27 protein-coding genes are annotated in these 22,605 nt (G+C 31.4%); all 27 read left to right on the top strand.

Annotated features, from left to right (window positions below):
• The first annotated feature begins 11 nt into the window (after positions 1–11).
• The 27 genes from fliF (at position 12) to OW730_RS17145 (ending at position 22,597) form a co-directional block, all read left to right on the top strand.
• The gene (gene fliF, locus OW730_RS17275; protein ID WP_271225296.1) at positions 12–911 is read left to right on the top strand and encodes a flagellar basal-body MS-ring/collar protein FliF; all 900 of its coding nucleotides are present in this window, start codon (positions 12–14) and stop codon (positions 909–911) included.
• The gene (locus OW730_RS17270; protein ID WP_271225295.1) at positions 880–1,602 is read left to right on the top strand and encodes a flagellar M-ring protein FliF C-terminal domain-containing protein; all 723 of its coding nucleotides are present in this window, start codon (positions 880–882) and stop codon (positions 1,600–1,602) included. The genes fliF and OW730_RS17270 overlap by 32 nt, the downstream gene beginning before the upstream one ends.
• A 2-nt stretch (positions 1,603–1,604) precedes the next feature.
• Positions 1,605–2,621, top strand: coding sequence for a flagellar motor switch protein FliG (gene fliG / locus OW730_RS17265; RefSeq protein WP_271225294.1), 1,017 nt, complete (start codon positions 1,605–1,607; stop codon positions 2,619–2,621).
• Positions 2,605–3,354 carry a FliH/SctL family protein gene (locus OW730_RS17260; protein WP_271225293.1) on the top strand — a complete coding sequence of 250 codons (750 nt, stop codon included), beginning with the start codon at positions 2,605–2,607 and terminating at the stop codon, positions 3,352–3,354. Before fliG ends, OW730_RS17260 begins: the two co-directional genes overlap by 17 nt.
• Before the next feature lie 9 nt (positions 3,355–3,363).
• Positions 3,364–4,677, top strand: a complete 1,314-nt coding sequence (fliI, locus tag OW730_RS17255; RefSeq protein ID WP_271225292.1) for a flagellar protein export ATPase FliI — start codon at positions 3,364–3,366, stop codon at positions 4,675–4,677.
• A gap of 1 nt (position 4,678) precedes the next feature.
• The gene (locus OW730_RS17250) at positions 4,679–5,128 is read left to right on the top strand and encodes a flagellar export protein FliJ (RefSeq protein ID WP_271225291.1); all 450 of its coding nucleotides are present in this window, start codon (positions 4,679–4,681) and stop codon (positions 5,126–5,128) included.
• Positions 5,125–6,390 (top strand): flagellar hook-length control protein FliK, encoded by a 1,266-nt coding sequence (locus OW730_RS17245; RefSeq protein WP_271225290.1) that lies wholly within the window; start codon positions 5,125–5,127, stop codon positions 6,388–6,390. Before OW730_RS17250 ends, OW730_RS17245 begins: the two co-directional genes overlap by 4 nt.
• Before the next feature lie 11 nt (positions 6,391–6,401).
• Positions 6,402–7,331, top strand: a complete 930-nt coding sequence (locus tag OW730_RS17240; RefSeq protein WP_271225289.1) for a flagellar hook assembly protein FlgD — start codon at positions 6,402–6,404, stop codon at positions 7,329–7,331.
• A 1-nt stretch (position 7,332) separates the two neighbouring features.
• Positions 7,333–7,722, top strand: coding sequence for a flagellar biosynthesis protein (locus OW730_RS17235; RefSeq protein WP_271225288.1), 390 nt, complete (start codon positions 7,333–7,335; stop codon positions 7,720–7,722).
• Between the two features lie 67 nt (positions 7,723–7,789).
• Positions 7,790–9,169, top strand: a complete 1,380-nt coding sequence (locus OW730_RS17230) for a flagellar hook protein FlgE (RefSeq protein ID WP_271225287.1) — start codon at positions 7,790–7,792, stop codon at positions 9,167–9,169.
• Between the two features lie 72 nt (positions 9,170–9,241).
• Complete coding sequence (locus OW730_RS17225) at positions 9,242–9,439, top strand: flagellar FlbD family protein (RefSeq protein ID WP_271225286.1); 198 nt, start codon at positions 9,242–9,244, stop codon at positions 9,437–9,439.
• A gap of 23 nt (positions 9,440–9,462) precedes the next feature.
• A complete protein-coding gene (locus OW730_RS17220) occupies positions 9,463–10,269 on the top strand; it encodes a motility protein A (protein WP_271225285.1) in 807 nt (268 codons plus the stop codon).
• A complete protein-coding gene (locus OW730_RS17215; RefSeq protein ID WP_271225284.1) occupies positions 10,262–11,008 on the top strand; it encodes a flagellar motor protein MotB in 747 nt (248 codons plus the stop codon). Before OW730_RS17220 ends, OW730_RS17215 begins: the two co-directional genes overlap by 8 nt.
• Complete coding sequence (locus OW730_RS17210; protein WP_271225283.1) at positions 11,008–11,451, top strand: flagellar basal body-associated FliL family protein; 444 nt, start codon at positions 11,008–11,010, stop codon at positions 11,449–11,451. The genes OW730_RS17215 and OW730_RS17210 overlap by 1 nt, the downstream gene beginning before the upstream one ends.
• Positions 11,452–11,467: 16 nt before the next feature.
• The gene (locus OW730_RS17205; RefSeq protein ID WP_271225282.1) at positions 11,468–11,821 is read left to right on the top strand and encodes a flagellar biosynthetic protein FliO; all 354 of its coding nucleotides are present in this window, start codon (positions 11,468–11,470) and stop codon (positions 11,819–11,821) included.
• Positions 11,808–12,623 (top strand): flagellar type III secretion system pore protein FliP, encoded by an 816-nt coding sequence (gene fliP / locus OW730_RS17200; protein WP_271225281.1) that lies wholly within the window; start codon positions 11,808–11,810, stop codon positions 12,621–12,623. Before OW730_RS17205 ends, fliP begins: the two co-directional genes overlap by 14 nt.
• A gap of 10 nt (positions 12,624–12,633) precedes the next feature.
• Complete coding sequence (gene fliQ / locus OW730_RS17195; RefSeq protein WP_271225280.1) at positions 12,634–12,900, top strand: flagellar biosynthesis protein FliQ; 267 nt, start codon at positions 12,634–12,636, stop codon at positions 12,898–12,900.
• A 5-nt stretch (positions 12,901–12,905) separates the two neighbouring features.
• Entirely contained in the window at positions 12,906–14,732 is a 1,827-nt protein-coding gene (locus OW730_RS17190; RefSeq protein ID WP_271225279.1) for a fused FliR family export protein/FlhB family type III secretion system protein, read from the top strand.
• 17 nt (positions 14,733–14,749) lie between these two features.
• Positions 14,750–16,807, top strand: a complete 2,058-nt coding sequence (flhA, locus tag OW730_RS17185) for a flagellar biosynthesis protein FlhA (RefSeq protein WP_271229589.1) — start codon at positions 14,750–14,752, stop codon at positions 16,805–16,807.
• Positions 16,807–18,075: a flagellar biosynthesis protein FlhF gene (gene flhF, locus OW730_RS17180; protein WP_271225278.1), complete on the top strand. Its 1,269-nt coding sequence runs from the start codon at positions 16,807–16,809 to the stop codon at positions 18,073–18,075. The genes flhA and flhF overlap by 1 nt, the downstream gene beginning before the upstream one ends.
• The gene (locus OW730_RS17175) at positions 18,072–18,944 is read left to right on the top strand and encodes a MinD/ParA family protein (protein WP_442945445.1); all 873 of its coding nucleotides are present in this window, start codon (positions 18,072–18,074) and stop codon (positions 18,942–18,944) included. The genes flhF and OW730_RS17175 overlap by 4 nt, the downstream gene beginning before the upstream one ends.
• Before the next feature lie 12 nt (positions 18,945–18,956).
• On the top strand, positions 18,957–19,595 hold the full coding sequence (locus OW730_RS17170) for a flagellar brake protein (protein ID WP_271225276.1): 639 nt from the start codon (positions 18,957–18,959) through the stop codon (positions 19,593–19,595).
• 12 nt (positions 19,596–19,607) lie between these two features.
• A complete protein-coding gene (locus OW730_RS17165; protein WP_271225275.1) occupies positions 19,608–20,339 on the top strand; it encodes a FliA/WhiG family RNA polymerase sigma factor in 732 nt (243 codons plus the stop codon).
• 59 nt (positions 20,340–20,398) lie between these two features.
• Positions 20,399–20,830, top strand: coding sequence for a hypothetical protein (locus OW730_RS17160; RefSeq protein ID WP_271225274.1), 432 nt, complete (start codon positions 20,399–20,401; stop codon positions 20,828–20,830).
• Positions 20,827–21,012 (top strand): hypothetical protein, encoded by a 186-nt coding sequence (locus tag OW730_RS17155; RefSeq protein WP_271225273.1) that lies wholly within the window; start codon positions 20,827–20,829, stop codon positions 21,010–21,012. Before OW730_RS17160 ends, OW730_RS17155 begins: the two co-directional genes overlap by 4 nt.
• A gap of 3 nt (positions 21,013–21,015) precedes the next feature.
• On the top strand, positions 21,016–21,780 hold the full coding sequence (locus tag OW730_RS17150; protein WP_271225272.1) for a flagellar hook-basal body complex protein: 765 nt from the start codon (positions 21,016–21,018) through the stop codon (positions 21,778–21,780).
• A 16-nt stretch (positions 21,781–21,796) separates the two neighbouring features.
• A complete protein-coding gene (locus tag OW730_RS17145; RefSeq protein ID WP_271225271.1) occupies positions 21,797–22,597 on the top strand; it encodes a flagellar hook-basal body complex protein in 801 nt (266 codons plus the stop codon).
• Positions 22,598–22,605 lie beyond the last annotated feature (8 nt).

Genomic DNA, 22,605 nt, shown 5'->3' with positions numbered 1-22,605 from the left:
GAGTGCTAGTGATGAACAAGCTTATGGAGGCTTTCAAAAAGGGAATTGCTAGATTTAATGGCCTAAGTAAAGCTGTGAAGATATCTATTGTAATACTATCATTGTGTACTATCATTGCAGTGGGTTATGGTGTTATAACAATGACAAGGACTGAGTATAGTGTTTTGTTCAAAAATATGAGTGGCGAGGATTCTGGTAGGGTTATAAAGCAACTTGAAGAGCAAAATATTATACATAAAGTTGAAGGAAATACGATTCTAGTAGAAAAAAGTGTTGCAGCAGCAACAAGAATGAAAGTGTTATCTGAAGTGCCATTATCAGATAATACATCTAGTTTTGATATTATTTTAAATAATAAGAGCATGGTTTCAACAGAGTTTGAAAATAATGTTGCTTATCAAGTGGCATTACAAAATGAGATTGAGTCATCTATAAAGAGTTTTGATGAGGTTGAAGATGCAAAGGTGATACTTGTTATACCAGAACAAAGCGGTTTCGCTAGAGAGACAAAACCAGCTTCAGCATCGGTAAGAATTATGCTGAAAGATGGTGTTGATGATCTTTCAAAAAGACAAGTTGACACAATTGTGGCTCTTGTATCTAAAAGTGTAGCGAATCTTCCAGTTGAAAATATAGCTATTGCTGTTGATGGAATACTTTTAGTAACTGAACAAGATTCAGAAAAGGATGGAGATATTTATTCAACAGATAAACAAAATTCTATTAAGAAAAGCAAAGAAAAAGATTACGAAGAGAAAATCTTTAATATGCTTAAAGAAACATTTGGTACTGGTGGAGTAAGAGTAGCAGTAAATCTTGATATGAATTTTGATGCAACAAAAACAGAGAGTATTGAGTATAAAGAAGGTGTAATTGTAAGTGAAAAAAAACACTTTAAATACATCAACTAAGAATCAAAATGATTCTTCAAGTCCTGTAGATGACAATATGTCAAATATTGCAGATAGTGGGGGGAGTTCTAATAGTACTAGTTCTCAAGAACAAGTTAAAAATTATAATGTTCCTCAGATAAAAGAAATTGTGGTGAAGTCACCAGGGAAAATTGAAAAAGTAACAGTTTCAATTCTTGTGGACAAGTCGTTAGGTGCACTTGATTCTGCAAGTGAAAAGTTTATTAGAAATTTAGCAGCTGGTGCTGTAGGGTTTGATGCAGCACGTGGAGATACTATATCAGTTGCAAGCATGAATTTTATTAATACAGAAAAAGACATAATGGATCAAGCTGATAAAGTTGCTTTAGAACAACAAGCTGAATTAGCTAGACAAAGATTAATTAGAAATATTGCCATTGCAATAGGCGGAATTATACTTTTAATTACTATTCTTTCAATTCTTAAGAGAATGAGAAAGAAAGAAAAAGAAGCTGAAATTAGAGAGATGGAAGATATTATGGCTAAGGATATTGAAATCTCAGAGAATGGTGAACCTGTAACAAAGGTTAAAGAGTTTGCACCAATCGATTTTGAGGAAGAAACAGAACAAGAACACATAACTAAAGAAGTTAAGAAATACGCTCAAGAAAAACCAGAACAGGTGGTAGAAATAATTAAATCTTGGTTAGCAGAGGATGAAAGGGGATAATTATGGCGACTAAGGAGAAGAGATTAACAGGCGTTCAAAAGTCAGCAATACTTTTTATCACTTTGGGGCCAGAAGCTTCAGCAAATATAATTAAAAAATTACCTGAAAGAGAAATTCAAAAAATAACATTTGAAATAGCAAATATGTCATCTGTAAAACCGGAAACTCGTGAACAGATATTAGGTGAATTTATACAGATAAATAAAGCTAAGGATTATCTTGTTGAGGGTGGAGTAGAGTATGCAAGAACAGTTTTAGCAAAGGCTCTTGGTAGTTCAAGAGCTTCTGAAATCTTGGACAAAGTAACTGAGGCAACACAGCATTTTAGACCATTTTCTATTGCTAGAAAAGCAGATGCTCATCAGTTATTAAATGTAATATCAAATGAACATCCTCAGACAATTGCTTTAGTACTATGTTATCTTCAACCAGATAAAAGTGCTCAGATTATGTCTGAACTTCCAGAGGAACTGCAATCTGAAGTAGCATATAGGATTGCTACTATGAGCAGTACATCTCCAATGGTTGTAAAGGAAATTGAAAAAGTACTAGATGGAAAATTATCGTCTGTAATAAGAACAGAATCAACATTAATAGGTGGTATTCAACCTCTTGTTGAGATACTGAGTCAGGTTGATAGAGGAACTGAAAGAAATATTACTGATAGTTTAGAGAGAGAAGATGCAGAACTTGCAGAAAAAGTCAGAGCATCTATGTTTGTCTTCGAAGATATTTTATCATTGGATGACGTATCTATACAGAAAATACTTCGTCAAGTTGATACTAAAGATCTAGCTCTAGCACTAAAAGGTTCTTCACAAGAAGTTCAAGATTCTATCTTTAGAAATCAATCTAAGAGAGCTGCACAGTCATTAAAAGAGGATATGGAATTCCTTGGACCAGTACGTCTTGTGGATGTTGAGAAGGCTCAAACTGCTGTTCTAAGCATAATTAGAAGACTGGATGATGCTGGTGAAATAATAATGTCTAGAGGTGGAGAAGATGCAATCATCATCTAGAGTTTTAAAAAAACAAAGTATTAATAACACTGGTGCAGCAGTAATAAAGACAAATAGTGCTATGAGTCCTATGAATGATAGAAATGAAAGAAATTTATATGCAAATATAAAGGATATGAGCGCTGTTGGATACTCCTCAGCAATTATTGAGGAATCACACAGAGAAGCTTTGAAAATCAAGAATAAAGCGTATAATGATGCTGTTAAAATTGAGGAAAAAGCATTCAATAAAGGATACTCGGCAGGTGCTGAGAAAGGCTATAGTGATGGATATAATGAAGGATACAATCAAGCTATAGCTGAGATTAATCAAAAAGAAGCAGAAATTCTTTCAAATGCTTTAAGAATTCTTGAGGATGCTAAGAACTTTAAAAAAGAATATATAAACCAAACTGAAGAAGAAATTAAAAATTTGGTTTACAATTCAATAACTGATATTTTAAAGAGTCTTATTCCTTATGGAGATGCTTTTGAAGGGATTATAAAATCACACCTTAAAAAGTTAAAAAAAGAAGAAGAAATAATCATCTATACTAATGGTGCATATTATGAATATTTAAGTATGAACATAGGTCAGTGGCTAGAGATTATTAATTCAAAGAGTGATGTGAGTATTGTGATTGATGAAGAATTAGAACTTGGAAAAATGGTTATTGAAAAGAGTAAAGGAAAAATCAATATAGACATAGATAAGGCTACTAATGAAATAAAAGATGCAATTTTTTCGGAATAGGTGAACTGAATGATAAATATTAATTTCCAAAATATGAGTAAAAAGTTGAAGAATATTTCTTGTTCATATGAGCAGGGAATAGTTACAAAAATAATTGGTCTTACGATTGAGGTTAGTGGAATTAAAGCATCCGTTGGAGAACTATGTCACATTATAAGTAATCAGGATTCAATTATCTCTTGTGAGGTTGTTGGATTTAAAGATAATAATTTAATGCTAATGCCTTTAGGTGAATTACAAGGTATTGGTCCAGGCTGTGCAGTATATCCCCAAAGAATGGGGATTGCTGTTAAGTGCTCTGAATCTCTTTTAGGAAGGGTTTTAGATGGATTAGGAAAACCTCTTGATGGAGGAGGAATTACAGGGGATTTTACTTACTATAATTTAGATAACTCTCCGCCAGATCCTATGAAAAGAAGCAAAATTAAAGAAATTGTTCCAACAGGCTTAAAAGCTATTGACTCTTTGCTTACTTGTGGTAGAGGACAAAGAATAGGAATCTTTGCAGGAAGTGGTGTTGGTAAAAGTACAACTCTTGGAATGATAGCAAGAGGAGCAGAAGCAGATGTAAATGTTATTGCTCTTATTGGTGAGAGAGGTAGAGAGGTTAAAGAGTTTCTTGAAAATGATCTTGGTGAAGAAGGGATGAGAAAATCAATCATCGTTTGTGCGACATCAGATCAGCCTGCTTTAGTTAGATTAAAAGGTGCATTTACAGCTACTGCTATAGCTGAATATTTCAGAGATAGAGGAAAAAATGTAATACTTATGATGGACTCTGTAACTAGATTTGCAATGGCACAGAGAGAGGTTGGCTTAGCGATTGGAGAACCACCAGCATCAAAGGGGTATACACCATCAGTTTTTGCAATGTTACCAAGATTAATGGAGCGTTCAGGAAATTCGGATAAGGGTTCAATAACTGCTTTTTATACAGTTCTTGTTGATGGAGGAGATATGGATGAGCCAATAGCAGATACAACAAGAGGTATCCTGGATGGACATATTATCCTCTCAAGAAAAATGGCAAGTAAAAATCATTATCCAGCAATTGATGTTCTAGCTAGCATTAGTCGTTTGATGACGCATATAGTTACAAAAGAACAACTGGAATTGGCTTCATGGCTTAGAGATGTTATGGCTGTATATAGAGACTCTGAGGACTTAATAAATATTGGAGCTTACACAGCAGGATCAAATCCAAAAATAGATTTAGCAGTAGAAAAAATTGATTTAATTAATGGATTTCTTAAACAAGGTATTTTTGATAAGATCTCTTATGAAGAAATGTTAAATAAACTTAGAGAAATAAGGATGAACTAGTATGACTAAAAAATTTAAATTTTCTCTAGAAAAAGTTTTGAATATAAGAGTCAAAGAAGAGGAAAAAGCCATAATTGATTATAAAAGAGCTGAAGATAAATTGAATAATCTGATTCATGAAAAAATTCAAATAGAGAATACCATTAATGAATATAGAAACAAAAGATTTGAAAGTTTACTTTTAGAGAAACAAAAGATTATATATATCAAATCACTTGATGAAAAAATAAAATTAAAAGATCAAGAAATAAAGAAGCAAGAATTGGTAGTTATAGAAAAAAAAGAAATATTAAAGATAAAAAATATAGAGAAAAAAAGTTTGGAAAAATTAAAAGAAATTAAATTACAGGGATTTATGGATGAAGTGGAAAGGAAAGAAGCACAAATGAATGATGAGTTTGCTTTAAATAGTTTTAACATGAAATCATTGAAAGGAGGTGAGATAGAGTGATCGATATAGTAAAAGCACTGGATAGTACTAAATTAAATCTCCAAAGTGAAAAAAATTCCTTTAAAGATCTTAATAAGAGCCATAAAGAGAAATTTGCACAGATTCTTTCAAATAAAAATCAGCATGACGATGTGGACAAAGCTTTGAAAATCAAACCTCATGAGGAAAAAGAAGTATCTGTAAAAGAAGAAAATAATATTAAAAAAGAAAATAATATTAAAAAAGAAAATAATATTAAAGAAGATGTAAAAGATATTTCTAAAGAAGATAAAACTGTTAATGAAGCAGAAGAAAAAAATGAAGTTGATAGTGAAAAGAAGAATAAAACTGTTTCAATAGATGACTTGCTTGAATTACAAAGTCTTATTGCAGAATTAATTAAAGAAATAAAATCCATTGAAGGAAATGGAAAAGAAATATCAGGAGAATTAAAGAATCAGTTAGAATTTCTACAAGAGATTCAGGGGAAGATTAATGATTTATTAGCACAATCAAATGAACAAATTCTTAAAAGTAATATTTCAGATCTGCTAAATAAAATGGATTCAGTATTCACTGGTGAGAAATTTAAAGCTGTTATTGAAAACAATCAAAATGGTAATGAAAAATTTCAAACTATTATTAGTGAAATTACAGCGAAGTTGAATGAAGAAACTGAGGAAACTGTTACAAAAGTTAATGGTAAATCAGAATCAGAATTTAAGTTGATATCAGATGATGATGAGAAAGATTTAGAAGTTCTTAAAAGTTTAGCTGGTATTGATAAAAAGCCAATAATTCAGAATAACTTTTATAATAAGTTAGCTAGTATTAAAAATGTTGAGCCAGCCGCACAACCTATTAGAGCTAATTATATGGAACAGGATATTGTTAAAAGCGTAAAGTTTATGACAATGAATGATATGAAAGAGCTTACATTAAAAATTGTTCCAAAAGAACTAGGTGAGATTTCAATAAAATTAGTTATGGAATCAGGAATTATGAAGGCTAAAATTTCAGCAGTAAATAAAGATACCTTCAGTTTAATTCAAAATAATAGTGCTAATATAATGGAAAAATTAAATGAAAGTAATATAAAAATTCAAAATGTTGAGGTTTCCATTTATCAAGAGGATGCACTTTTCCATAAGGATGGAGAACAAGAGAGAGCTTTCAATGAGCAATTTAAACAAAATAAGAAAAAACTAGATTTTGAAGTAGAAGATGAAAATGAAACAACACAAGATATGGATGAAGAATATAGTATTCATGCATTAGTTTAGGATGTGATTTGATGGAAATTAATAATAGTTACTTCATGCATGGCAGTACAAGTAAAGGTACCAAAATCGTTGAAAAAGGTAAAGGGTTAGATAAAAATTCTTTTTTCAAAATTTTATCTGCTCAGCTGATGAATCAAGATCCAAGTAAACCAGCTGATTCTACAGAGTTTGTAGCGCAACTTGCACAATTCACTACTCTTGAAGAAATGGAGAACTTGAACAAGACATCAGAATTTAAGAATGCCTATGGACTTGTAGGAAAGACTGTTGCTTTTGATTCTTATAATTACAAGGGAGAGCAGTACGGAGGAGTTGTTAAGAGTATTGAACAAACTCCTAGTGGCCCACTTATAATTACAGATGTAATGGAAAATGGAAAATCAGTTGAGAAAAAGTTTAAATTATCTGATGTTTCAAATGTATATCACCAGCCAAATCAATTTTTAAGCTCAATTAATTCTAATATTGATTTTCATGCAATGGTATCATTAATTGGGAAAACAATAAAGGGAAGTCATAACGAAGGTGTATTTGAAGGGACTGTTAAGTCTACCTACAAGACATCAGAAGGTGTTAAAGCCATAGTAGATGTTAAAGGTAAAGTTATATCTTCAAAAATGGAGAAAAAAGAGAGCTACAATGACAAAGATATATATCTAAATGGTGTATACAAAAATGATGAGGCTGTAAATGTTATGGTTATGTATGATGGTACAAGCTCTAGTGAGAACAAATATAGCTATAAAGTAGTACCAACAAACCAAAATGCAGATGAAATACAATGGAGTGAATATGTTCCAGATTCAGAGGTTCTAGGTATGAAAATCTTATTACCTAATGAAGAACCAGAATTACCTTGTAATTGGGAAGTATCACTAAGTGCTTTTGAACCAAAAGAGATGCATTTTTATAGTAGTAATATTCTAGAAGCAGGTGAGTAGAATGAGCTTCAATATTCATGGTGGAAGAATTTATCCAAAAGGATTTATTCCTGAAACTCAGAAACATGAAGTTAAAAAATCAAATAAATCCTCTAAAGATTTTAATGGTATTTTAAAAGAAAAAATATCTGAAAAATCAAATGAAATTTCTTTTTCAAAACATGCATCATTAAGAGTTAAAGAAAGAGAGATTGATATTACATCAGAGGACATTACAAAACTAAACAAGGCACTGGATAAGGCAAAGGAAAAAGGCTGCAGAGAAAGTGTTTTGATTTATAAAAATAATGGTTTTATAACAAATATAAAGAATAGAAAAGTGATTACAGTATGTAATATGAAAGATACAGAAGGGGTAATCACAAACATTGATAGTGTATTGTTTGTATAGGCTGGACCTTAGGGAGGCCTGCATGTGGAACGATAGAAGCATGCATACATAAAAAGGAGTGATAGTTTTGTTAAGGTCATTATATTCAGGAATTTCAGGGATGAAATCAAATCAGGTTAAGTTAGACGTTGTAGGAAATAACGTTTCAAACGTAGGTACAACTGGATTTAAATATTCGAGAGTAAGATTTCAAGATATGCTTAGTCAGAGTCAAAAGATGAGTTCTGCGCCTTCAAGATATCAAGGGGGTGTAAACCCTGGACAAGTTGGTCTTGGAGTTCAGGTTTCAGGTATTGATACAATAGTTACTCAAGGTATGATGCAGCCAACTGGAAGAAATCTAGACGTTGCAATGGATGGTTCTGGATACTTTATGGTAGCAAGAGGATCACTTCCTACTTCTGCAACAGGTGGTGTAAGTATAGATAATAAAACTCACGAAGTACTTTCAGGAAATGGTATGACAATTAGTTACACAAGAGATGGTGCTTTAGCACTTGACGAAGATGGAAACTTGCTTACATCTGATGGATATAGAATGTTAGGATATGTAATTAGCGAAAAAACAGGATTAAATACTAATGCAAGAAGCGTTAACTATGACAAGAATGGAGTTTGTGAGTATATTGATGCTGATAGTAAAGGTGGATTACAGGTTGGTGCAAGCTTAGTACCTATGAGAATTCCAGATTCAGTATTTGTAAATGGTACAAAGATAGACGCAGCAGAAGATATGCTGTATACAGGAACTGGTATAAAAGACTCAAATAAAGCAGATCCAACTATTAAGACAAGTGATAAGTTTATTGGGAATAAAGATGTTAAATTAGAAATTAAGACTTTTACTGATACAACAGGATCAAGCCCAGAAGAAAAATTTGCAGTTTATGCAAATGGAGAAAAAATTACTGTTTTAGATAATGATAAATCTATTTTTGTTACTCCAGAAGGAAAAGTTTCTGCTACAGATCCAACAGGAATAAGAACAGAAATAACAATCACTAAGCCAGGATATACTGAAGAGAGCAAATTTTCTTGGGAGTATACTCTTAGTGCAGAAGGACCAAAAAAGATTAGAAACTTCTTTATTGAGAAGGAAGGGTTAGTAAAAGGAGTACTTGAAGACGGTAAAGTTTCAGTACTTGGACAATTAGCTGTAGCTTCTTTTAAGAATGCTGAAGGTCTTCAAAAATTAGGTAAAAACCTTTATACAACGTCTTCAAACTCAGGGCAACCAATAATAAGAAGTGGAATTGGTGCTGATGAAAAGTTCGATAACTCAAAAGGATATGGAGATGTACTAAATGGAGTACTTGAGATGTCTAATGTTGAGTTAACAGAACAATTCACAGAGATGATTGTTACAACAAGAGCATTCCAAGCAAGTTCAAAAATGATCTCAACTGGAGATGAAATACTTCAAGAAATTATAAATCTTAAAAGATAGATAAAAACATAAAGAACAGAGAATCTGTTCTCTGTTCTTTATTCTTTTTCTTTATTATGAGGAGGGGTTAGTATGATTGAAATTACAGGGTTAAACAATAAAGAATTTGTACTTAATCATGTACATATAGAGAAGATTGAGGAAGTACCTGAAACTGTAATAACCTTAACGAATGGGAAAAAATATTTAGTTCAAGAGAGTAAAGATGAAGTTATTGCAAAATGCATTGAATATGAAAAAAAAGCAAGAGAGTTTGAACATCTTAAATAGTGGTTTAATGGGAGGCATAAATAATGAAGAAAAACGATACTATGACCATTGCCGGAATTTTACTAGGGTTTGGTATGATAGCTTATGGTATAATTTCTGGTGGTGGAGGAAAGTTTATGGATCCAGGATCCCTTGCCATAACAATTGGAGGATCATTTGGAGCCATACTTATTAACTTTCCATTAGATCAAGTAAAAAAAATTGGAAAAATAATAGGAGCTACATTTAAGGATAATGCTTTTTCTAATATGGAGCTTATTAAAAAATTTGAGTCTTTATCAAAAAAAGCTAGAAGAGAAGGATTGCTATCTCTTGAGGATGAACTAACTCAGATTGACGATGAATTTCTTAAAAAAGGTTTACAGATGGTTGTAGATGGAATTGAACCAGAAGTAATTAGCGGTATACTTGAACTAGAGGTTGTAGAGATGGAAAAACGTCATGGAGCAAACTCAGGAATATTTAAAGCTTGGGGAGCATATGCTCCAGGTTTTGGTATGATTGGTACCCTTATTGGACTGGTTCAGATGATGGGTAATATCAGTGATGCGAATACCCTTGCTACAGGTATGGCGAAAGCACTTTTAACAACATTCTATGGTTCTGTACTTGCCAACTTGATTATGTTACCATTAGCAGCTAATTTAGATTTTAAATCTGCTGCTGAAATAAATATGAGAGAGATGATGATAGAAGGTATTCTTGCTATTCAATCAGGAGTTAATCCTAGAATTGTTGAAGAAAAGTTATCAGGATACTTATCTCCTGCTGAAAGATTAGAATATAAAAATACTCAATCTGACGAAGCAGAGGTGACAGCAAATGTCTAAGAAAAAAGTTAAAAAGGATGATGGGATAGATCCAAATGCTTGGCTAGCCACATATGGTGACATGGTAACCTTACTTTTAACTTTCTTTGTTATGCTTTACTCAATGTCAAGTATAGATGCTATGAAGTTTAAGTCAATATCTTCTGCCCTGCAAACAGTTATGAAGGGGCAGGGGGGAAAATCAATAATGGAATATAACATGAATAATGGAGATCTCCCTATTGCAGGAAAATTAGTTCCTAATAGTAGCAAAGAGTCCAATAGAGAACAGATAGATATGATAAATAATATGAAAGATCTTATTGCAGAAAATAATCTTGATGGAATTATTGATGTTAAAGAGGATTCAAGAGGTTTTATATTTGAATTAAAAGATAAAATTTTATTTGAATCTGGTAAGTCTAACCTTAAATCTGCTAGTTTACCAGCTCTTGATACAATTACAGATTTCATTAAGGAGCTTCCTAATGATATTATAATAGAAGGACATACTGATAATGTTCCAATTAATAATTCAAAGTATAAAGACAACTGGGAGCTATCAGCAGCAAGAGCATATACAGTAAATAATTACTTTACTAAGATAAAGGGATTGGATCCTACTAGGTTTTATCCTACGTTTCTTGGAGATAATCATCCATTAGTAAATAATGATACAGAAGAAAATAGAGCAAAGAATAGAAGAGTTAATATTCTAATTAAGAGAAATGATGAAATCGATGAGGGGGATGCAGAGTAATGGCAGATAAAGGAGGAAATAAAAAGAAGCTTATAATAATAATCCTTGTTGCAGTTCTTTTATTGAGTGCAATTGGATTTGGAGGATATTATTTCTTTTTAAGAAAAACTGATGACTCCAGTGTTACAAAAGTTATGAATGAAGCAATGTTTCCAATAGAAGAAATTGTTGTTAATTTAGCTGATGAGAGAGGAAATAAATACCTTAAGGTTGAGATTTTTCTAGGTTATGAAGAAGAAGATATTGATTTATTAGAAGAGTTAACTAAATATAAAGTAAAAATAAGAGATTCAATCATTACAGTTTTAAGGACTAAAAAAAGTGAAGATATTGATGCTTTTGGTATCGAGGAACTTAAAAGACAATTGAAAATTAGAATTAACTCCATAATAGAAAAGGGGGAAATAACGGACGTTTATCTAAATAATATTGTAGTTCAATAATTAGCAGGGGTGAAGGATGATAACTAATGATATTTTAGGAATGACAATTAAGCTTGTAATATTCTTACCGATGATATTAGTTTCAATATATTTAATTGGTAAGATTTATAGCAAAGGTGATATTGTAAAAGGAAACAAAATGAAGGTAATTGAAAGACTGCAGCTATCAAAAGATAATACCTTATTGATAGTTAAAGTTGAAAATAAATATTATCTGATGGGTTCCTCACAAGGTAAAATTGAAATACTAGAAGAACTTGACAACAAAACTTTTAGTAAGAATGACTCTTTCAATACTCAAGGAAATTTAAACATGAAGAGTCTTAAAGAGATATTTAAGCTTAAAGGAGAAAAAGATGAAAATAAATAAGAAAATTATTAAATTTGTACTCATGGTGTTCTTCTTTGTAATTGTTTTAGGTACCTTTAAAGCCTTAGCAGAACCTGCTGATGGCGCAACAATACCAGTTCCTAAAATTAATGTGGATATTACAAGTCCGGAAACACCTGAACAATATGTAGATAACATTAAAATTCTTATTTTAATGACAGTATTAACATTATTACCTTCTATAATAATAATGACTACTAGTTTTACAAGAATTATTATAGTCCTTTCTTTATTAAAAAATGCTATGGGAGCTCAACAAGCAATTCCAAAGCAAGTTTTAATTGGACTAGCCTTATTTCTAACATTTTTCATAATGAGCCCAACTTTTACAAAAGTAAATGATGAGGCTGTTCAACCCTATCTTAATAATGAGATTACTCAAGAAGAAGCAATCAAAATAGGTGAGAAACCAATAAAGAAGTTTATGTTAGATCAAACATTAGTTAAAGATATTGAAATGTTTGTTGAATTAGGGCACTATGAAGATACGGTAATTAGAACTGTAGAGGATGGCATAACAAAAGTAGATTACTCAGGTGTACCAATACAAGCGCTTATACCAGCTTTCATGATAAGTGAGCTGAAAACAGCTTTTCAAATTGGGTTCTTATTGTTTCTTCCATTTTTAATAATTGACATTGTAACTGGAAGTGTTCTTATGTCAATGGGAATGATGATGGTACCTCCTGTAATGGTATCTTTACCATTTAAGATATTACTTTTCGTGTTAGTTGATGGATGGCATTTACTAGTTAAATCCCTAATATTAAGTTTTAGTTGAGGTGATATAGATGACAGATACAATGGTTTTATCAATACTGAAGGATGCCTTATCAACTGCATTATTAATAGCATCACCTATACTAATTACTGCAACTGTTGTAGGTTTAGTTATTGCAATACTTCAAGCTACAACTCAAATTCAAGAGCAAACATTAACATTTGTACCTAAATTACTTATCACATCATTAGTTGGACTGATTGCTGGAGCATGGATTATAAGAACTATATTAGCTTTTACATCAAAAATATTTGAAATAATTGCGAATATAACATAATGGAAATGTCATTAGCTTTTGTTATTAAGTTCTTATTAGTATTCAGCAGATTATCAGCTTTTACATTTTCAGTTCCAATTTTTTTCCCAAAAGGTACTAGTAATACAGCAAAAGCATCATTCTCAATATTATTATCTTATATGTTGGTATCTTTAATTCAGTTTGATACTGTAGCTTCTTTTGACCTTATATCTCTTGGGTTTATGGTGATAATGGAAGTTGTTACAGGTTTAACATTAGGTTTTATTACATCATTAGGTTTTCATGTTATCAGAATGGCAGGACAACTTTTTGACTTCTTCATAGGATTTTCCATGAGTCAGATGTTTGACCCTTCCGTAGGAGATAATTCAAGTATTTTTGGCAGATTGATGTATTGGTTTACTTTAATAATATTTGTTATATTAAATGGTCATAAATTCATTATTGAAGGGCTTTTAACAAGTTTTTCCACTGTGAAACTTGGAGAACTTGCAATTACAACTGATGTAATATTATATATTTTTGATGTAATAATTAAGTTTTTTGAAATTGGAATTAAAATATCAATGCCAATTGCATTAATAATTTTAATTATTAATATTGTTTTAGGACTTGTTGCAAGATCAGTACCACAACTAAATGTTATGATTATAGGAATGCCTATAAAGGTGCTAATTGGAGTTTTAAGTATTATTGTATTATTACCTGTCACTATTAATAGTATCGTTGATATTTTCGAGAACCTTACTGTTATTTTTCAAAATTTATTTGGTTTTATACCATTATTAATTGTTTTCGCTGACTCAGGCGGTGAAAAAACAGAGGATGCAACACCGAAGAAGAAACGTGATGCTAGAAAAAAAGGTCAGGTAGTTCGAAGTAAAGAACTAACTATGGCGCTGACTCTTGGAGCAGCAACTTTGGTAATTATATTATTGGGATCAACAATTTTTAAAAACTTAGCATTGATTATGAATACAGTGTTTAGTGATTTACTAAATACCCAAATAACACAGACTAATGTACTGGAAATTCTTAAATTTGCATTATTTAAAGGACTTTTAGTTATTATTATGTTTGTGTGTCCTATTATGATTATTGGTGTCCTTGCAAACTATTTGCAGGTGGGATTCCTTCTAACAGGAGATCCTTTAAAGCCTGATTTAAAAAAATTGAATCCAATCAGTGGATTTAAAAAAATTCTATCATTAAGGTCATTAGTTACTCTTGTTAAGGATTTACTAATTATATCAATTATTGGATATGTAGGTTATAAATTTATTATTTCTGCTTACCCAGATTTAATAAAAATAAACCAGCTATCAATAAGTCAGATTCCTATTATTATGAAGAACTTGTTACAGGATGTATTCATAAAGATAACTATTGTAATGATTTCAATATCTATTATGGATTATATCTATCAGAGATATCAACATAATAAAGATTTGAAGATGTCTAAGCAGGAAATCAAAGAAGAATTCAAACAAATGGAGGGAGATCCTCAGATTAAAAGTCAGATTAAACAGAAGCAAAGAGAAATGGCTACAAAACGAATGATGCAAGCAGTACCAGATGCTTCAGTTGTTATTACAAACCCGACACACATTGCAGTTGCTTTAAAATATGTTGATGGAGTTGATGAGGCACCAATTGTTCTTGCTAAAGGTAAAGACTTTGTAGCAGTTCAGATAAAAGAGAGAGCAAAAGAAAATGAAATACCTATCATAGAAAACAAACCTCTAGCTAGAATGATTTTTAGTGAGGTAGAGATAGATGAGGAAGTACCTGAAAATATGTATCAGGCAGTAGCAGAAATACTAGCAATAGTATATAAACTTAAGAAATAATGAAAAGGGTGTTTTGGATGGAACAAGGAAATAAGTTTTCGATAAGACGAAATATTGACATGATAATTCCTTTTGGAGTAATTGGTATTGTATTGATGATGATTGTTCCAGTGCCAAAAGGAATGCTGGATTTGTTATTAGCAATTAATATGACAATAGCAGTTGTTATAATCCTTTTGACCATGTTTACTACAGATGTATTACAATTTTCTGTTTTTCCAACCTTGCTTTTAATAACAACCCTGTTTAGGTTGGGACTAAATATATCATCAACTAGGATGATTTTGTTAAATGCGGACGCAGGAAAAATTATTGAAACCTTTGGTACCTTTGTTGTAGGAAACAATATAGTTGTTGGAATTATTATATTTTTAATATTGGTATTGATTCAATTTGTGGTTATCACAAATGGTGCTGGTAGAGTTTCAGAAGTAGCTGCAAGATTTACACTTGACGCTATGCCTGGTAAGCAGATGAGTATTGACGCAGACTTAAATGCTGGTATGATTGATGAAATGGAAGCGAAACGTAGAAGAACAAATCTTCAACTTGAAGCTGATTTTTACGGAGCAATGGATGGTGCGTCTAAGTTTGTTAAAGGGGATGCCATAGCTGGTATTGTTATAACCATTATAAACATTGTTGCAGGTATTGCAATTGGTGCAATGGGAGGTATGGAAATAGGCGATGCTGCAAGCACGTATATTAACCTGACTATTGGTGACGGTCTAGTGAGTCAGATTCCAGCACTTTTAATATCTACTGCAACTGGTATCATTACAACTAGATCAGGTAGTGAAAATTTAGGAAGTTCCATATCAGGGCAGTTAACTACATTCCCAAAAGTAATGTTTTTAGCTACAACTGTATTAATATTATTAGCTATTATACCTGGTATGCCAAAGGCGATTTTTATAATCTTGGCTATAGGAACTGGAAGCAGTGCTTTCTTCCTTTATAAAGAGGAAAAAGAACAAGTGCTCAAGGATATTGAAGAAGAAGAACATGAAATTCAAGAGATTGAAAATAGAGAGCCTGAAAATGTAGTTAAGCTTATTCAAGTTGAACCACTTGAAATTGAGATAGGATATGGGCTCATACCTTTAGCTGATGAAGGGGTAGGTGGAGATCTTCTTCAAAGAGTTACTTCTGTTCGTAGGCAATGTGCAATTGAACTAGGTTTAATAGTTCAACCTATACGTATAATGGATAACTTGCAATTAAATAATAATGAGTACAGATTCAAACTTAGAGGAACAGATATAGTTAAAGGAGAACTTATGCCAAATATGTTCTTATGCATGAATCCTACCGATGAGAATTTTGATATTCCTGGAATTAAAACTATTGAACCTACATTTGGTATACCTGCTGTATGGATAAATAGTGATGAAAGGGAAGATGCTGAAATAAAAGGATTTACTGTTGTTGACCCTACTACTGTATTAGTTACTCACTTAACAGAGACAATAAAGAGTCACGCTTATGAACTTTTAGGTAGACAGGAAACAAAATCAATTGTTGACAACGTACGAGAAAAATACGAGACGGTTGTTGAAGAACTAATTCCAGATTTAATGACTATTGGAGAAGTTCAGAAAGTTCTTCAGAATCTCCTTAAGGAAAAAGTATCAATTAAAGATACAGTAACAATATTTGAAACCTTAGCTGATTATTCAAGAACTACAAAAGACATTGAGATGTTAACTGAATATGCACGTTTCTCATTAGCGAGGAATATATGCAATAATCTTAAAACAGAAGAAGGATTTGTGAGAGTTGTAACTTTATCAAATAAGATTGAAAACTTAATTGGGAGCAATATTCAAAAGACGATTCAAGGTAGTTTTCCAGCTCTTAGCCCTGATGATACACAGAGCGTATTCATGAGCATTAATAATATGCTTGATAATATATACTTCTATGAATATCAACCGGTTATTTTGGTTTCTCCTAACATAAGACCTGCTTTTAGAAAACTTACTGAGGTAACATTCCCTCATATAGCAGTGCTTTCATTTAATGAGATACCTAACGACGTTGAAATAAGAAACGAAGGAGTAATTGATATATAATGAAAGTAAAAAGATATATTGTGAATAATATGAATGAAGCTATATCACAGATTAGAATTGATCTTGGAAAAGATGCAGTGATTATTTCACAACGAAAAGTTAGACAAAAAGGATTCTTTGGTTTATTTGCTCCAAAACAATTAGAAGTTACAGCTGCTATAGAGAATACAAAAGAGCGAGTTAAATCAGATACTTCAAATTCAAGTTCGTATCCAAATAGTTTTAGTCAAGAAGACACGAATTTTAATGATAGTTTCAAGGCAATAACGGAAGCTTTAATGCAGCATAACAATGAAAATGTGCGTAAGCCACAGAATATGAGTTCAACTGAAGAGTTTAATGTAAATAAGTCAGGAAATATGAATATAACAGAGCAATACAGAGAAAAGATAAAATCTAAAATGGAAAATAAGCCTTCTAAAGAGAATCTTGTAAAGCAAGATGACAGTATTATTAAGGAATTAGGCGAATTAAAGAAAATGATCTCAAATATTAATGGAAACTCTGTAGAAGATCCATCAATGAATGTTATGGAAGAGTTTTTAGAGGAAATTGATGTCTTTCGTGAATTTAGAGATGATTTTAAGGAGAAAGTTTCCTTTGAAAATGAAGGGGAGCTTAGAAGCAAAGTTAAAACTTATCTAGAAGAGGAATTATCATATTGTGAGTTTCCTAAAGAGGGAAGAATAGTTCTAGCAGGACCAACAGGAGTAGGTAAAACAACTACAATAGCAAAGCTTGCGGGAAAGCTATCACTTCAAGGAAATAAAAAAGTTGGTTTAATAACTATTGACACGTATAGAATAGGAGCTGTAGAGCAGCTTAAAACTTATGCTGAAATTATGAATATTCCTATAAAAGTAGTTTTTAACACTAAAGAAATGGATATAGCACTTAAAGAATTAGAGTATTGTGATATAGTATTAGTTGACACAACTGGTAGAAGCAGTAAAAACTCTATGCAAGTGTCTGAATTAAGATCATATATAGATAGAGTAGCAACAGAAAATATATTTTTAGTAGTTAGTGCAACTACTAAAAACAAAGATTTAAAAACCATAATAAATGGATTTGAAAAGTTAAATTACAATGGAATTATTCTTACAAAGTTAGATGAAACAAGCACATATGGATTAGCTTATAATGCATGTAAGATCTCTAATAAGCCCTTGAGTTTAGTTACTATTGGTCAGAATGTACCTGATGACATTAAAGAGGCTAATAGCAGTTATATTGCTAATTTAATTGTTGGGGAGGAGACAGTATAATGGATCAGGCTTCGAAGTTAAGAGAATTATTTAACGGGAAAAATCCTGTGGGTGATTCTAAAATTGAAAAGTCATCTCGTATAATTACAATTACTTCAGGTAAAGGTGGAGTTGGTAAAAGTAATTTTGTTGTAAACTTGGGATTGACTCTTCAAAAAATGGGAAAGAAAGTTCTGATATTTGACGCAGACATAGGAATGGGTAATGATGATGTTTTAATGGGGATTATTACTAAACGTAATATCTATGATATTATTAAGAAAGATTTTGATATAGAAGATGTTCTGGTGGAAGGACCTATGGGAATAAAATTATTACCAGGAGGGTCTGGATTAATGAATATTGACGATTTAAATCAGATTGAAAGAGATCGTTTTTTAGACAAATTAGGAAGTTTAAAAGGATATGATTATATTTTTATCGATACAGGTGCTGGAATAAGCAGAAGTGTTTTATCCTTCATAGCATGTTCTGAAGAATTGATAGTAGTCACTACTCCTGAGCCAACATCTCTTACAGATGCATATAGCTTATTAAAAGCTGTTAATCATTATAAGATAAAGGATAACGCAAACCTTGTAATAAATAGAGTTTTCTCAGAGAGCGAAGGAGTTAAAACATTCACTAAAATTCAAAAAGTAGTTAGCTCATTTCTCAATATAAAGCTTCAAAGTTTAGGTAATATTTCAGATGATAAAGAACTTGTGAAATCTGTACGTATGCAGAAGCCTTTAGTACTAAGGTCAGTTCATAGTGAAGCCATTGAGGATTTCAAAGAAATAGCATTCAAATTAGAAGGCTTTGGAACTGTAAAGAATAAGAGTGATATGAGAGGATTTTTCAAAAAAGTATTTAATTTATTTTCTTAAGGGGGGATCGCCATGGAACTTTCGTTAAATAGAAGGATCGAAGTGTTATGGAAGCATGAATATTATAAAAGTGTTGTTCAGGATAGTAGAGATTCAACCTTTATGATTACTATACCAATGAAAGGTAATGAATATCTTCCAATACCAATAGGAGAGAGTGTGGAGTTACACTACTATGAAAAAGATATAATATATAAGTTTGAATCTACTGTAATCTCAAGAGAGAATAAAGGACTCCCTGTTTTAGTCTTGAGAAATCCTAAAGAGGTAAAAAAGATTCAAAGAAGAAAATATGTAAGGATTCCTGTAACTAGTTATGTTAGATATATGAAAATTGATAAAAATTATAAATTAAGAAGACCAGATGCAGCTACTTTAAATAGTATGAATAAAACCACTGTATTAGATGTAAGTGGTGGAGGCATCAGATTTAAAAGTAATGAAAATCTTAAAGATCAATTACTACTAGTTCAAATAAGCTTTAATGAGCTTGAAATTATGGCTAGAGGACAAATAGTTAGATGTATATATGATGATATAGAAAGAGTTTATGATTGTGGTTTAAGTTTTATAGAGATAGGTTCTCAAGAAAGAGAAAAGCTGATTTCTTATATATTTAAGTTGATGAGACAACAGATAAGAAAGGCCTAAAGGAGTGATTTTATGTCCATTGCTGAAAGGGTTAATGTTCACGAAAAAATTGTTAAAGAATATATACCTCTTGTAAAATATATAGCATCAAGAGTTATGGTTGGTAAAACTAAATATGTTGAATATGAGGATTTGGTAGGATATGGAATGGTCGGATTGATGGATGCAATTCATAAATTTGACGAATCAAAGGGAATGAAGTTCTCAACTTATGCTTCTATTAGAATTAAAGGAGCAATCATTGATGAGTTAAGAAGAAATAGTCCGATTTCTAAAGGTGCAATGGACAAGCTTAATAGATATAATGCTTCTGTTGATCGTTTACAGAAGAAGCTTTATAGAGATCCAACCATAATTGAAATTGCTTCTGAAATGGAATTGACTATTGAAGAAGTAGGGGCAATAGAAAATTATATAAATTATATTTCTGTGGTTTCGTTAGAAGATCTAATATTCTCAGAAGAGGATGATATACCTCTAATGGGAGCTATTGTTGATGAAAAGAGTCCTAAGCCAGAAAATGTTTTTGTGGATAATGAAAAATATGAAACATTAAAGAAGGCAATAGAATTATTAAAAGAAAAAGATCAACTTGTTTTGTCTCTATATTACTATGAAGGCCTTACTTTAAAAGAAATAGGTAAAGTTCTAGGTGTTTCTGAGTCAAGGGTATGTCAATTGCATAGTAGAGCTATAGTTAACTTAAGAAAAGCCTTTAAAAAACTTAAGTATTCTTTATATTAAAAATTTTATCTTACTAATTTGTTCTTTGATATTTGTTCTTTATATGGAGGAGTCGTATAATGAATATAGTACTAATTTCTATAGGTTTAATATTGATTATTACAGCTATGTTTGAATATAAAAAAGATAAGGGTAAACATAGCTTTAAAAAAGAGTTTAAAAATGCAATAGATAATGCCAATGACTATAAAGTTGAAATAGGAAAATTAAGAAAAGAATTTTCGGAAACTATACTAGAGTTGCAGAAAGAGATATACCAAGTAAAGAGACTAGAAAATTCTAAATCTGATGAATTTCTCAAAAATATTGAGAATAAAGAAGGAAATGAAAGCGTATTTAGCGAAAAAACAGATATAGAGGAAGTTGGATACTCAAGTAATATTGAAATGATACGAAAATTAATTAACGAAGGTAAAGATATTGAAGAAGTATGTGGATTAACAAAAATGCCCAAAGGGGAAGTACTTCTTGTAAAGGAGCTCTATCTATGATGAAATTTTTAAAAGACTTAATAAGAAGTAAGGAATTTAGAATTGGTCTTGGAATAGGCTTAATTATTTCTTCAATATTACTTTGGAATGGAAAGTCAATGACTGAAGAAGACATTGAAATAAGAGCTAGAAAAATGGGAATGAAATATGAATGGGAACTCAGAGCTGGCGAGGTGAATTAAAATATGATTAGAGGAATGTATACTGCGCTTTCAGGGATGATTGTTGAAGAAAAGAAGCAAGGAGTTATCAGCAATAACCTGGCCAATTCAAATACTATTGGTTATAAAGCACAAAGAGTGAATAATAAAAGTTTTAATGAAGTTCTTTTAAAAAATGGAGATACTTCAACAGGTACAGGTGAAAATGAGTTAGGAAATGTTTCATTTGGAGTAGAAATTGATGATATTTCAACTAATTATAAGCAAGGAGCATTTAAGGCAACAGATAAAGCCACTGATTTAGCTCTAGAAGGGTCAGGTTTTTTTGTTGTAACAGGTGCAAATGGTCAGAAATTTTATACTCGTAACGGTAATTTTAAGAAAGATATTGCTGGATTCCTAATAGATAATAATGGTAATAGACTAACCTCTAAAAATGATAGTGGTGAAATAACAGATATTTTTGTAGGAAACAAAGAACTTTCAATAAATGAAAGAGGAGAGGTTTATCTAGATAAAATTTTATCATATCAATTGAATTTAGTTGATTTCGAAGATTATAAGAATCTTCAAAAGGTAGGAGATAACCTATTTAAAAATGAGGATGAAGAAATAGATAGCAAAGCATATATTCAACAAGGTCAGCTTGAAATGGCAAATGTTAATGCATCTGATGAATATGCAGATATGATAACTGCATATAGAAGCTTCGAAAGTAACTATAAAGTACTTTCTATGATTGATAAAAGCTTAGATAAATCAGTTAACCAACTAGGAAGAGTAAGATAATTAAGAGGGGGATTCTATGTTAAATATTATATCAAATAGCAAGAGTTCTATGAGTGCTCAACAGAAGAAATTAGATATTATATCAAATAATATTGCAAATGTTAACACTAGTGGATACAAGAAAAATACCGTTGAATTCCAAGATTTATTAGCTGATACTCTTGTTAGAAGAGGAGTCCCTATAAACGAGGATAAAGAGGGAAAGGGAATGTTAATTAGCGGAACTGGAGTAAGAGTTTCTGATATAAAAAGAGATCTGGGTCAGGGAATGCTTCAAGAGACAGGAAGAACAACAGATTTCGCAATTGATGGAGAAGGTTTTTTTCAAGTTCAGTTAGCTGATGAAACATATGGATATACTAGAGATGGTAGTTTTATGGTTGATTCTACAGGATTATTAACAGACTCAAGCGGGAATAGAGTAGTTATCCTTGATGAATCAGGAAAGAATATAAATACTCCAGGAAGTGGAGTGAATTTTTCTGATGGAAAAATAAATGTAGATATAAACGGTAACTTATTTGCTAATTTTAACAACAAAAAAGACGTTAAAATAGGAAAATTATCAATAAAAAACTTTTCTGGTGATAATTCTTTAAGACCAATAGGAAGAAATGTATTTGCACCAGCTGATGGAGCTACTCCAACTGATGCAACAGGATACAATATTTTTAACGGCTTTATTGAAACATCTAATGTAAGATTAGAAGAAGAAATGACCGATATGATAGTAACACAAAGAGCTTTTCAGGTTAATGCTAGTTCACTAAAAACAGCAGATGAAATGTGGGGACTTGTTAATAATATGTTCAAATAGAACATATT

It is taken from the genome of Oceanirhabdus sp. W0125-5, from assembly GCF_027938815.1.
Lineage (GTDB): Bacteria > Bacillota > Clostridia > Clostridiales > Clostridiaceae > Oceanirhabdus.
The sequence above is the reverse complement of the archived record's forward strand: the minus strand, read 5'-3'. Positions and strand labels throughout refer to the sequence as shown.